Source organism: Allobosea sp. FBZP-16, from assembly GCF_002831785.1.
GTDB classification, from domain to species: Bacteria; Pseudomonadota; Alphaproteobacteria; order Rhizobiales; family Beijerinckiaceae; genus Allobosea; species Allobosea lupini.
The window spans coordinates 125,383-138,086 of record NZ_LNCQ01000029.1; the positions used below are offsets into that span (position 1 = coordinate 125,383).

Genomic DNA, 12,704 nt, shown 5'->3' on the forward strand with positions numbered 1-12,704 from the left:
GCTCAACCCTTGACGAAGAGCTGGCGCGGCACGTTCGACAGGCATTCGACGCCGGTGTCGGTGATCGCGATGCTCTCGGTGATCTCGAGGCCCATATCCTCGAGCCAGAGGCCGGTCATGAAGTGGAAGGTCATGCCGGGCTTGAGCTCGGTCCGGTCGCCGGGGCGCAGGCTCATCGTACGCTCGCCCCAATCGGGCGGATAGGACAGGCCGATCGGGTAGCCGGTGCGGTTGTCCTTGATGATCCCGTACTTTTTCAGCACGCCGAAGAAGGCGTTGGCGATATCCTCGCAGGTGTTGCCCGGTTTGGCCGCGGTGAGCCCGGCCTCCATGCCTTCGAGCGTCGCCTTCTCGGCATCGAGGAAGGCCTGCGTCGGCTTGCCGAGGAAGACGGTGCGCGAGAGCGGGCAATGATAGCGCCGGTAGGCACCGGCTATCTCGAAGAAGGTGCCTTCACCGATACGCATCGGCTTGTCGTCCCAGGTCAGATGCGGGGCGGAAGCATCGGCGCCCGAAGGCAGCAGCGGCACGATCGCCGGATAGTCGCCGCCGAACTCGGCCGTGCCGCGGATGCCGGCATCGTAGATCTCGGCGACGAGATCGCATTTGCGCATGCCGGGCTCGACGACATCGACGATGCGCTGGTGCATCAATTCGACGATGCGGCCGGCCTTGCGCATGTAGTCGAGCTCGGTAGCGCTCTTGACCGCGCGCTGCCAGTTTACCAGCCCGCCGGAATCCTTGAAGCGGGCGTTCGGCAGATGCTTTTGCAGCGAGGCGAAGGCGGCCGCCGAGAAGTAGTAATTGTCCATCTCGACCGCGATCGAGAGCCTGTCCCAGCCGCGCTCCCCGATGATCTGCGCGAGCAGGTCCATCGGATGGCGCTCGGTCGACTGCACATAGTGGTCGGGATAGCCGATGATATTGTCGTGGCCGATGTAAGCGGTGCGCTTGGCGCCGTTCGCATCCTGCTTGCGGCCATACCAGATCGGCTCGCCGGTCGGCGGCACCAGCACGCATTGATGGACGTAGAACGACCAGCCGTCATAGCCGGTGAGCCAATGCATGTTCGAGGGGTCGGTGACGACCACCAGCTCGATGCCTGCGCGATCCATGGCGGCGCGGGTCTTGGCGAGGCGCTCGGCATATTCCTCGCGGGTGAAGTTCAGGGTCACGGTCACGCGGCGTCTCCCGCTTCGGCCTTGGTGTCGATGGTCTGCCCGGCGCCGGCAGTGCGGGCGCGGGCGGCGGCAAGATTGGCGATCGCGGTGTCCTGCACGCCGGTGCCGGTCAGGTCGGCGAGGGTGATCTCGTCGGAACTCGTGCGGCCCGGACGCTTGCCGGCTATGACCTCGCCGAGCTCGGCGAAAACCTGGTCTGCCGCGGCGAGGCCGGCGCGGATCGCCGAGGCGAGCTCGCCGAGCCGCCTTGTCTGGCTGAGGCGATCGGCGACATAGGTCACGCGGGCGAAGGCAGCCGGATCGACCTCGTTCTTGTGCTCGCTGTCGGAACCCATGGCCGTGACGTGCTGGCCGCGCTCGAGCCAGTCCGCCATCAGGATCGGCCGCTCTGCCGGTGTCGTGGTGACAACGACATCGGCGCCGTGCATGGCAGCTTGCGGATCGGCGACGGCGGAGACGGCAAAGCCGAGGCGCCGAGTGAGCTCGCTCGCGGCCTCGCTCGCCTTGCGCGGATCACGCGCCCAGATCCGGGCCTCGCGGAGCGGCCGCACCAGCGCCAGCGCTTCGAGCTGGAGCCTCGCCTGCATGCCGGCGCCGAAGATCGCAGCGACCGCAGCATCCGGCCGGGCGAGATGCCGCGCTGCGACGGCTCCGGCGGCGGCCGTCCTGACATCGGTGAGATAGCCGTTGTCGAGAAGCAGCGCCTCGACGAGGCCGGTCCTGGCGCTGAACAGGATCATCAGCCCGTTGAGGCTGGGCAGACCAAGCCTGGGATTGTCGAAGAAGCCGGGGCTGACCTTGATCGCAAAGCCGTCGAGGCCGGGCACATAAGCCGTCTTCACATCGACCTCGCCGCGGTGCTCGGGAATGTCGAGCCGCAGGATCGGCGGCATCGCGACCGGCCTGGTGGCGAGCGCGGCGAAAGCCTCCTCGACACAGGCGATCGCACTCAGGTCGAGCCTGACGATGCGGCGCAGGTCCGCTTCGGTGAGGACGAGCATGCGGCTCATGTGGCGGCTCCGGAGACAATGCGCCGGTGCATGGCCTCGTCGATATTGCGGCCGGAGACGATCAGCGCCGCCGGCCCATGCAGACTGAGCTTGCCGGCGAGCAAGGCGGCGATGCCGACCGCGCCGGCGCCCTCGACGACTTCATTCTCGACAAGAGCGGCATGGCGGATACCGGCCGCAATCTCGGCTTCGCTGAGGAGCACGACCTCGTCGATGAGGTCGCGGCACAGCGCGAAGGTGACGCGGTTGTAAAGGCCGATGCCGCCGCCGAGCGAATCCGCCAGCGTTTCCTCTTCGACCACCTCGACGGGCCGGCCGGCGGCGATCGCCGCGGCCATGGCGGCGCCGCGCTCCATCGAGATGCCGACGATTCTCGTGGACGGCCGCAGCGCCTTGACCGCGACGGCAATGCCGGCGGCCAAGCCGCCGCCGGAGAGCGGGATCAGAACGCAGGAGAGATCGGGCAGGTCCTCGACCAGTTCTAGGCCGATCGTGCCCTGGCCGGCGACGACGTCAGGCTGATCGAAGGGGGGAATCTGAATGAGCCCGTGCTCGGCGACCAGCCACTCGACCTCGGCCTGCGCATCATCCTGGGAGCGGCCGACGATGCGGACCTGCGCGCCGAGCGCGCGGATCGCCTCGACCTTGTTTGAAGGCACCAGCGCCGACATGCAGATGGTGGCGGCAAAGCCGAGCTCGCGAGCGGTGTAGGCGACGGCACGGCCATGATTGCCGGTCGACGCGGTCACGAGTCCGCGCCGGTGCTGCTCGTCGCTCAATGCCAGCACCGCATTCATCGCGCCGCGCAGCTTGAAGGCGCCGATCGGCTGGCGGGTTTCGAGCTTGAGATGGACAGGTTGGCCGCAGAGGCGGCTCAGGGCAGGGGAGGTTACGAGCGGCGTACGCACCACCCGGCCGGCTATACGCGCCGCGGCGGCTTCGATCTCAGGCAGTGCGACGACGGCCAGCGGCGCGGCCGCTCGTTCTGCTTCTGCGGTGGCAAGATGCGGTTTGGTCACCGGCAGTACCCTCTCGCTTGTCATGCTGCGAGGGGTAAAATTTCATGTCAATTATTATATTGTCATGATTCAATTATGCCGGACATGGGCCAAAGGCGGCAACGACACGGCAAAGTGGGCTCTTTCGCCGCCGCCCTCAGCCGATCGCGCCGATGTCGAAAACCGGCGGAAGCTGCTCGAAGGTCTGGCCTATCGTCGTCAGTGTCCGGGCCAGCAGTTCATGGCTCATCCGCCCGCCCAGGCAGATGCGGATGCCGCCACCATGATTGGGGCCGGCGACGAAGGGGTCGGACGGCGTCACGGCCACGCGCCGGTCGGCGAGCGAGCGCACCAGGCCGTCCTCGGTCCAGTGCGCGGGGACCTTGAGCCAGGCGCAAAGCGAGAGCGGGTGGCTCGAGGCGACATGGCCCCCAAGCGTCTCCGCGACGATGCGCTGGCGCGCCGTCGCCTCCGCGCGCTGAACAGCAAGAAGCCTTTGCGCCGTGCCGTCCTCGACCCAGCGTGTCGCGATCTCGGCGGGCAGATAGGTGCCGCTCCAGCTCGTCACGCGCAGGATCGAGGCAGCGCGGATCGAATATTGCGGCGGCACCACCAGATAGCCGACCCGCAGGCCGGTCAGCACCGTCTTGGTGAAGCTGGTGAGAAAAAAGCCGAGCTCGGGCAGCATCGCGGTGATCGACGGCAGGGGCTCGGGGATCAGCGGCTTGTAGACCTCGTCCTCGACCACGAAGACGCCATGGCGCTGCGCGACCTCGGCGATGGCGCGGCGGCGCTCTGGGCCGGCGACATGGCTGGTCGGATTGTTGAGCGTCGGGATGAGGACGAGCGCCCGCACGCCGCCGGCGCGGCAGGCGGCCTCGAAGGCCTCGGGCAGGATCCCTTCCTCGTCGGTCGGCAGCCCCCTGAGGCTGAAGCCGAGGACGTTGGCGAGGCCGATGACGCCGTGATCGGTCAGGTTCTCGGTAAGCACGACATCGCCGGCGCGCGCCACGCAGGCGAGCGCCAGGAAGAGCGCATGGGCGGCGCCGTTGGTGATTAGCACGCGTTCGACGGAGGTCTCGACGCCGAGCGGCCCAAGCCAGAGGCGCGCCGCTTCACGATGGCGATCAAGGCCGGCGATCGGCCGGCACGGGCGCATGAAGGGACTGGTGTCGCCCTCGGCCAACGCCGCCAGCGCCTGGCGCGAAGCCGCCTCATGCGCATCGAGATAGACCCCGCGCACGATCGAGAGGTCGACGACCTCGGTCGGGCTGCGATCGAGCATCAGCCGGCCGGCCTGCTCGGTGACGCGACTTTTCACGAAGGTTCCGCGCCCGACCTCGCCGCTGAGATAGCCGAGGCGCTCGGCCTCCTTGTAGCTGAGGCTGACGGTCTGGACGGAGATGCCGAGCTCGCGGGCGAGGTCGCGATGAGTCGGCATCCGGTCCAGCGGCTTCAGGACGCCGGCGTCGATGTCGGCGATGATGCGCTCGGTCAGCGCGGCGTGCTTGGTCGCGCCCTTCTGCTTCGTCAGGGCCGGATGCCATTCGACGGCTTTCTCGACAATGGGAGAAAGCCTGGCGCCTGAAGGCTTCTCGGCTTGACGGAACATGGGATTGTCTCGTTCTTAGGAAGCAGAATTCATGACATTATGCACGCGTGGTCGCCGAAGATGAAGCTCGATCCCATCGATCTGAAGATCGTCGCGGCCCTGCAACGCGATGGCCGCATGACCAAGCTCAAGCTGGCCGAAACGGTGGCGCTGTCGCCGGCTGCCTGCTGGGAGCGGCTGCGCCGGATGGAAGAGGCCGGTGTGATTAGGGGTTACACGGCCATCGTCGATCTGGCGCCCGACGCGCCGCGGACTACGGTGATCGTCGAGATCAGCCTGAAGAGCCACCAGCAGGCGGATTTCCGGCGCTTCGAAGAGGCGGTGGCCAGGGAGCCTGCCATCGTCGCCTGCGATGCCACCGGCGGTGGTATCGACTACATCATGCGGGTGGTCGTGCCGGACATCGACAGCTATCAGCGCCTGATCGACCGGCTGCTCGACCCTGCGATCGGGATCGAGCGATACTACACCTATGTCGTGACCAAGAGCATCCCAATCACTAAGGCGCATTTGTAACTATAGCGGCGATCACGAATCCAACCAACACCGCTTCATTCACTGCTATCCGCTGCTTCTTCGCTTGTCTGTTGGTATCGGAGCACAACCATGATCAGGCTTGGACATCGGCTTTCGCGCGATCCGGATTTGGCGCGCCTCACCCAGTTGAGACGTGCCTGACCGCAGAGACAACTGTGATCTCCCGGGGAGCATGACATTGACTGCTTCATAGAACAGCGTCCGCATGCGCTGGGCACCCACCTTGGCATAGTCGATCTCGCCGGACTGATAGCGACGCGGCCGCGGGAGCGCCGGAAGCGTGCAGGATCATCGACGGCAGCCGTGAAGGCCAGTGCGGTGAGCTGCCCAACGCCAGGAATGGTCACTGACCGACGGAAACATGGTTTCTCGTCTTGACGAAACCGCACCATGGGGCCGCCTTCGGTCCGGAGGCGATCGTCAGCGCTCGGCCTTGCCCACCTGATCGTCCAGCGCCCGGACATCGTTACGAGGACAGCCAGGCATCCCTGCTGGCCCTTTTCGAAGACGAGCTTGGCTCAACCACGCTCATCAGCGTCGGCCGCCGCCCGAGCCTCGATGCGTTCCACGGCCGTCGGCGTGCGATGAGCACGTCCGCCAAAGGCGCGGTCATCGTATCCAGCGACCTGTCAAGCGAGGCGGGTAGCCCGTCCGATCAAGAGAGGGACGCGATCGTTCCCGTGATAGAATTCGGGCGCGCACTGAGGCCGCGAGCTTCGGCAATAATAAAAGACAATCTTGCCGAAAAATAAAACTGCGCGATTTAGTGGATTTATGCGCGGTGGCGAAGTTCTGGCCGGAACTAAAGACGCTCGAAACTAGTTCTCGCAACGTTCCGCTCTGGCGGAGGATCATCAGAAACTGGACTGGCTCGAACCGACGCCGGAGGTCTTCGGCGGAGCGTTGGCGCTCGACCGAAGGGACCGGAGTGGACGTTGCGTATCGGGATCATCGCTCACCTCAAGCACGCCATCCGCGAGCCATTCGCCGGCGGGTTGGAAATGCACACCTCCATGCTGCAAGGAGCGCTCCGCCGCCGCGGTCATGACGTGACAGTCTTCGCATCGTCGGGATCAGAGCCGGACGCCTGTGTTGAAGCCATCTGTGACGAAACATCGCTCACGCAGGTCGGATGCGACGAGGCCCCCGACAAGGTCTTTTTCCAGGAGCACCACGCCTACCTGTCCCTGATGAATGCACTGAGGCACCGGAACTTCGATCTGATCCATAACAACTCGCTGCACTACCTCCCCGTCGCCATGGCCGACGCGCTCCCCATGCCGGTCGTCACGACGCTTCACACGCCACCATTCGCCTGGCTCGAAAGTGGCGTTCGGTTGTGCAATGCCCCGAATGCGACGTTCGTCGCCGTCTCCGAGTCGATCCGCCGCAAGTGGAACAAGGTCGCGCCGATCGAGCGTGTCGTCTTGAACGGTATTGATCTCGAGCGCTTCGCCTTCCGCTCCGACCCGGCGGTGCAGCCTTATTGGATCTGGTACGGTCGGATCGTTCCTGAAAAAGGGCTCCATCATGCCATCGCGGCCGCCGCGGTGAGTGGAGCGACGTTGCTGATCGCCGGCCCGATCTCCGATCAGGACTATTTCGATCGCGAGGTCGCACCACGCCTCGACGAGCGCGTCAGATATCTGGGCCATCTTGCCCATTCCGAACTCGCCGGCATCATCGGCGGCGCTCGGGCTTTTCTGTGTACGCCCTGCTGGGAAGAGCCGTACGGCCTCGTGGTCGCCGAAGCGTTGGCTTGCGGTGTTCCCGTAGCAGCCTTCGCCCGGGGAGCAATCCCGGAATTGCTGAATGCCGCGACCGGCGTGCTGGCTAGCCCAGATGACCCGTTTTCCTTGTCGCAGGCGGCGCTGGCTGCCGAACAGCTCGACCGACACGCCTGCCGGGCACACGCGATCAGGCGCTGTGATGCCGCCCGGATGATCGACGAGTACGAGGCGCTGTATGCCGATCGCATCGCAGCCGCACCGCAAACGAGGTTCGCCGCCTGAACCATTCCCAGCTCACGCAAGGATCCCTCTCATGGCCCCTTCTCCAAAGAACGACACCAAGAAGATCGACGCCAAACCTGGTAACGGCGGCGAGTTGCACCAAACGGCCTCGACGCCGGACACCCGGATCACGACCAATCATGGCACCCCGGTGAGCGACAATCAGAATTCGCTCAAGGCGGGCACTCGCGGGCCGACGCTGCTTGAAGACTTCGTGCTGCGGGAAAAGATCCAGCACTTCGACCACGAACGGATCCCCGAGCGGATCGTCCACGCCCGCGGTTCGGCGGCTCACGGCTTCTTCGAGCTCACCGAGTCCCTGGCAGAGTTCTCGCGAGCCAAGATCCTCACCGAGGTCGGCGTCAAGACCGAGGTGTTCACCCGCTTCTCGACGGTTGCCGGTGGCGCCGGTTCGGTCGACACCCCGCGTGACGTGCGCGGATTTGCGGTCAAGTTTTATACGAAGGAGGGCAACTGGGATCTCGTCGGCAACAACATCCCGGTGTTCTTTATCCAGGACGCGATCAAGTTTCCCGACCTGATCCATGCGGTGAAGATGGAAGCGGACCGCGGCTACCCCCAGGCCGCCAGCGCCCACGACACTTTCTGGGATTTCGTCGGCCTGATGCCGGAATCGACCCACATGATCATGTGGGCGATGTCGGACCGGACGATCCCGCGCTCGCTGCGGATGATCGAGGGCTTCGGCGTCAATACGTTCCGCCTGCTCAACGACGACGACGAGCCGACCTTCGTCAAATTCCATTGGCGCCCGAAGCTCGGGACCCAGTCGACGTGCTGGGACGAGGCCGTGAAGATCGCCGGCGCCGACCCGGACTATCACCGCCGCGATCTGTTCGAGGCGATCGAAAAAGGCGACTTCCCGGAATGGGAGTTCGGCGTGCAGTTGCTTAGCCAGAATGAGGCCGACGCACTCCCCTTTGACATCCTCGACGCGACGAAGGTGATCCCGGAAGAGCTCGTGCCGATCCGCGTAATCGGCCGGATGGTGCTGAACCGAAATCCCGACAACTTCTTCGCCGAGACCGAGCAATCGGCGTTTTTGCCAACCAATATGCCGCCGGGCATCGACGTCTCGGAGGATCCGCTGCTGCAAGGCCGCCTGTTTTCCTATCAGGACACCCAGCTCTCGCGGCTCGGCACCGTGAATTTCCACCAATTGCCGATCAACAGGGCGAAAGGTTGCCCGTTCCAGAACTTCCAGCGCGACGGACAGATGCAAACTCAGGTATTCAAGGGCCGCGCGAATTACGAGCCCAATAGCCTTGCACAAGCGGGCGAAGACGGGGGCCCTCGCGAGGATCCCACCGGCGGATTCCGGACGGCAGCTGTCCCCGTCGAGGCGCACAAGGTCCGGCTGCGATCGGAAAGCTTCGCCGACCACTATAGCCATGCGCGACTGTTCTTCCGCTCCCAAAGCGAGATCGAGCAGGCCCATCTGGCCAGCGCGCTCGTGTTCGAGCTCTCCAAGGTTTCGCTCGAACATGTCCGCAACCGGGTGATGGCCAATCTCCTCAACGTTGACGAGACGTTGGCTCAGCGCGTGGCCGAAGGTCTGGCCATCAAGCTCCCGAAGGCGGCGGATGCCGCAGTGGAAGCCATCGACATGGAGCCGTCCCCGGCCCTCCGGATCGTCGGCAAGTATCCAGAGACCCTGAAGGGGCGCTCGGTCGGGATCCTGGTTTCGGACGGCGCCGACGGAGCTTTGGTCACGGCGGTCAAGTCGTCGGTCGAAGGCGAAGGCGGCACCGTGAAGATCGTCGCGCCCAAGATCGGCGGCGTGAAACTCAAGGACGGAAAGCTGCTTAAGGCCGACGGGCAGCTCGCCGGTACGCCGTCCGTGATCTTCGACGCGGTCGCCATCATCCTGTCCGAGGAAGGTTGCGCAATGCTGATGAAGGAAGGCGCCGCGATCGACTTCACGAAGGACGCCTTCGGTCACCTGAAGGCGATCGGTTACAGCCCGGAAGCCAAGCCGCTGCTCGACAAGGCCGGCGTCGAGCCCGACGACGGCATCGTCGCACTCGGCAAGGCGAAGGACGCCTTCCTCGCTCCGGCCCGAACGCGACAGTGGGCCCGGGAGCCCAGTGTTCGCATCCTGGCCTGACGATGAGGTCGCGCGCAAAGGAGCGAGCGCCGGCGGCCGCGGACCCAACGGCCGGCGCTCCGTTTTGCATCTGCGTTCCGGCTCGCAACGAGGAAGAGCGCTTGCCTCGCCTGCTCCGGGCGCTGGCCGAACAGGATGTCGAAGGGTCGGTCCCCGTCGCGATCTGCATCAACAACACCACGGACGCCTCGACCGAAGTCGTTGCGGCCGTCGGGGAACGCTATCGCGGCCGACTCCTTCTCAGCGTCGATGTGATGGAATTTCCGCCAGACCTGGCGCATGCAGGGTCGGCGCGCGCGTCCGCCCTGGCGGCCGGCGGGAAGCGCGTCGTGCCAGCCGACGGCGTACTGATCACGACCGATGCCGACGCTCGACCGCCGGCGAACTGGGTATCGGCCAATCTGGCCGCCATCGCGGCCGGGGCTGACATCGTCGGTGGGAGGCTGGTTCTCGACGAGGGCGAGCGGATCCCCCCCGGCATCGCGGCAAGTCGGGAGCTATGGGATCGCTACTGGATTGCCGTGAGGGCGATCGAGGATGAGATCGACCCGTGTCCCTGGGATCCTCCTCCTCGGCATGGCGACCACACCGGCGGCAGTCTCGCGATCACGTGCGAGATATACCGCCGCTCAGGTGGCGTTCCCCTGATGGCATCGGGCGAGGATCGGGCTCTCGTCGAGGCCGCCATTGTCGCCGGTGGTCGCCTCGTTCACCCCCTTGACGTCTGGACGCGGGTCTCGGCGCGTTTGGATGGCCGTGCGACTCATGGCATGGCCGAGACGATGAGGCGCATGAGCGATGCAGCCTCCGGCGGCGCTGCCGAGATGGTGCCGGCGCTCCGCCACTGGCGCGAGCGTGCAAAGTGGCGTCGCGAGACGCGGCAGGCAATTTGCTCGGCAAGCCGCTTGATTGCGGCTGAGCATGCGCTTCCTCCGATGCCCCATGACGCCGTGCTCGCCGAGATCGACTGGGTCGGGGCGAGCGGCTCCGACGCGGGCACCATACGGTGAGTGGTGGCATCGGCTACTACGTCCATCATCACGGAGATGGGCATCGACAACGGGCCCTGGCGATAGCCCGTTCGGCTCCGCTGGCACAGATTACCTTGATCGGCACCGGGCTCGCAGGTCGCACCGAGGGTCTTCCTTGCCTCGACCTGCCCGATGACCGCCTTGCCGAGGGCTTGGGGTTCGACGGACGCGATCATATGGGCGATCGGCCGCGCGCCTTGCATTACGCGCCCGTGCATCACGATGGCATTCGCAAACGCGCTGCTCGGCTGACGGATTGGATTGAGCGCGAACGACCTGCATTGCTCGTCGTGGACGTTTCGGTCGAGATCGCGATGCTAGCGCGACTGGCTGCCACGCCCACCATCTACTTCAGGCTCGGCGGCTTGCGCGACGATCCCGCCCACCTCGACGCCTTCCGCGGAGCCCGCGCTGTCCTTGCGCCCTTTCACCGCGAACTTGACGAACCCGGCATGCCTGACTGGGTACGATCCAAGACCCGCTACTGCTCCGGGCTTTCGGTTTCAGCTCGATCGGTCGAGCCAAGGCGAAGGGACACTATCCTTGCCGTCTTCGGCAACGGAGGCGCAGGCGGCGATGGCGATGCGCTCGCGGCGGCGGCCCGTGCCACGCCCTCGCAGCAATGGCGCGTCATCGGACCGGCCTCGCGGCCGAAGGCGTGTCCTGACAATCTCTCGCTTCTCGGCTGGGTCCAAGATGCCGGGAGCGAGATCGCGCGCGCCGGGCTCGTCGTCGGCGCGGCGGGGGATGGTCTCGTCAGCGCGGTGATAGCGACGGGCAGCCGCTTCATCTGCCTCCCCGAGCCACGGCCTTTCGATGAGCAGATTTCCAAGGCCCGGCGTCTTGCCGCGCTCGGCGTCGCGATCGTGCTCGAAAGCTGGCCGGACGCCTCGGATTGGCCGGGACTGATCGCCGCCGCAAATGACATCGACCCTGATGGCGCGGCAAGGCTGCACGACCCGGACGGCGCGCGCCACGCAGCCGATTTCCTCATCGCAATCGCCAGGGAGGGCAAGCCTCGTGCATCAACGTAATCGAGTGCGAAGGGAGGATGGCGCGGCGTCCAGTGCTCCGCAGCCGGATTTCAGGCCGGTCGTCCAATCTGTGTTCTCGCGGCTCGTCGAATGTGGCGCGCGTTACGATGCCGCCCCGCTCTTTCCGCTGGAAAGTGTCGAGATCCTGCGCCGCTCCGGTTTGCAGCGCGTGTTCGCCCCTCCGGCGAGCGGCGGTGTAAGCTTCGCGGACGCACGGGCCGAGAACGCGGCGTTGCTCGATGTGCTCCGGATCATCGGTCGCGCCGATCTGAGCTTGGGACGAATCTTCGAGGGCCATGTAAATGCGCTCAAGCTTTTCACATGGCTTGGCTCCGATGAGCAGAGGGCGAGGCTGGCATCGGCGCTCGACGAAGGAGCGTTCTACGGCGTCTGGGCAACCGAGCCGCCCCCGGGTGTTACCGTCCGTCGCGAGGTTACGGACTGGCTCCTGACCGGATCCAAAGCCTTTGCGACAGGGGCGGGTGGCTTGGCCTTCGCCATCATCACCGCGCGACGGGAGGACGGCGATACGCAACTCGTCGTGGTCCCTGCGGACGATGCGGGCCGCGCCGATCTCTCAGGATGGCGCGTGCGGGGCATGCGTGCGACCGGCAGCGGAAGTTACGATCTCACGGGCATGCAACCGAGCGAAGACCAGTTCCTTGGCGATCCTGGAGACTATACGGCCGAGCCGCGCTTCACTGCGGGTGCATGGCGCTTTCTAGCGGTCCAATTGGGTGGCATCGAGGGCCTGCTCGCAGAAACACGTCTCGCCATGTCGCAGACCGCGCGCAACGATCCGCTGCAGCGGCTCAAATTCGCCGAAGCGGTGGCCGCGACCCGCACGGCCTATCTCTGGGTGCGGGAGGCAACGCAGCGTGCTGCGGACGATGCCTCGGATGCCCCGAACTTCGTGCGCATGACCCGCGGCGTCGTCGAGCGCGCGGCGCTCGACGTTATGGAGCTCTCGGCCCGGATCGTCGGCACGCGCAGCGCCTTCGATGGCCAGCGGATCGACAAGATCACCCGGGACCTCAGCCTGTATCTGCGTCAGGCTGGCCCGGATTACGCGCGCGACCAGGCCGCCATCGCCTGGCTCGACCACGACGTCTGGGGCGAGGGCGACCTCCTGTGGTGACGCGAAGCCTATCGGCGCGAGCC

At 65.7% G+C, this 12,704-nt stretch carries 10 protein-coding genes and 1 pseudogene; 6 read left to right on the plus strand and 5 right to left on the minus strand.

Translation table 11 applies throughout. The features are described from left to right. Positions 1 to 2: 2 nt before the first annotated feature. The 4 genes from doeA to ehuR form a co-directional block, all read right to left on the minus strand. Positions 3 to 1,181 (minus strand): ectoine hydrolase DoeA, encoded by a 1,179-nt coding sequence (gene doeA / locus CXY91_RS15315; RefSeq protein WP_100962195.1) that lies wholly within the window; start codon positions 1,179 to 1,181, stop codon positions 3 to 5. Further along, positions 1,178 to 2,191: an ectoine utilization protein EutC gene (eutC, locus tag CXY91_RS15320; protein ID WP_100962196.1), complete on the minus strand. Its 1,014-nt coding sequence runs from the start codon at positions 2,189 to 2,191 to the stop codon at positions 1,178 to 1,180. Before eutC ends, doeA begins: the two co-directional genes overlap by 4 nt. After that, positions 2,188 to 3,216 (minus strand): hydroxyectoine utilization dehydratase EutB, encoded by a 1,029-nt coding sequence (eutB, locus tag CXY91_RS15325; protein WP_465246866.1) that lies wholly within the window; start codon positions 3,214 to 3,216, stop codon positions 2,188 to 2,190. The genes eutC and eutB overlap by 4 nt, the downstream gene beginning before the upstream one ends. A gap of 130 nt (positions 3,217 to 3,346) precedes the next feature. Continuing rightward, positions 3,347 to 4,801 (minus strand): MocR-like ectoine utilization transcription factor EhuR, encoded by a 1,455-nt coding sequence (gene ehuR, locus CXY91_RS15330; protein WP_100962198.1) that lies wholly within the window; start codon positions 4,799 to 4,801, stop codon positions 3,347 to 3,349. Here ehuR and CXY91_RS15335 point away from each other — a divergent pair. Next, positions 4,790 to 5,317, plus strand: coding sequence for an Lrp/AsnC family transcriptional regulator (locus tag CXY91_RS15335; protein ID WP_248307503.1), 528 nt, complete (start codon positions 4,790 to 4,792; stop codon positions 5,315 to 5,317). The genes ehuR and CXY91_RS15335 overlap by 12 nt on opposite strands. A gap of 45 nt (positions 5,318 to 5,362) precedes the next feature. On the opposite strand, the pseudogene CXY91_RS31310 reads toward CXY91_RS15335, so the two are convergent. Further along, positions 5,363 to 5,694, minus strand: a pseudogene (locus CXY91_RS31310) (transposase); the annotation flags it as partial. 579 nt (positions 5,695 to 6,273) lie between these two features. Between CXY91_RS31310 and CXY91_RS15345 the strand changes: the two are divergent. The 5 genes from CXY91_RS15345 to CXY91_RS15365 all read left to right on the plus strand — a co-directional run bounded on the left by CXY91_RS15345 (position 6,274) and on the right by CXY91_RS15365 (position 12,681). Next, positions 6,274 to 7,350, plus strand: a complete 1,077-nt coding sequence (locus CXY91_RS15345; protein WP_100962199.1) for a glycosyltransferase family 4 protein — start codon at positions 6,274 to 6,276, stop codon at positions 7,348 to 7,350. Between the two features lie 31 nt (positions 7,351 to 7,381). Further along, the gene (locus CXY91_RS15350; RefSeq protein ID WP_100962200.1) at positions 7,382 to 9,478 is read left to right on the plus strand and encodes a catalase; all 2,097 of its coding nucleotides are present in this window, start codon (positions 7,382 to 7,384) and stop codon (positions 9,476 to 9,478) included. A 68-nt stretch (positions 9,479 to 9,546) separates the two neighbouring features. Beyond that, entirely contained in the window at positions 9,547 to 10,488 is a 942-nt protein-coding gene (locus CXY91_RS15355) for a glycosyltransferase (protein WP_465246867.1), read from the plus strand. Continuing rightward, a complete protein-coding gene (locus CXY91_RS15360) occupies positions 10,485 to 11,543 on the plus strand; it encodes a glycosyltransferase (RefSeq protein ID WP_100962202.1) in 1,059 nt (352 codons plus the stop codon). The genes CXY91_RS15355 and CXY91_RS15360 overlap by 4 nt, the downstream gene beginning before the upstream one ends. Next, the gene (locus CXY91_RS15365) at positions 11,530 to 12,681 is read left to right on the plus strand and encodes an acyl-CoA dehydrogenase family protein (RefSeq protein ID WP_248307504.1); all 1,152 of its coding nucleotides are present in this window, start codon (positions 11,530 to 11,532) and stop codon (positions 12,679 to 12,681) included. Before CXY91_RS15360 ends, CXY91_RS15365 begins: the two co-directional genes overlap by 14 nt. The last annotated feature ends 23 nt before the right edge of the window (positions 12,682 to 12,704 follow it).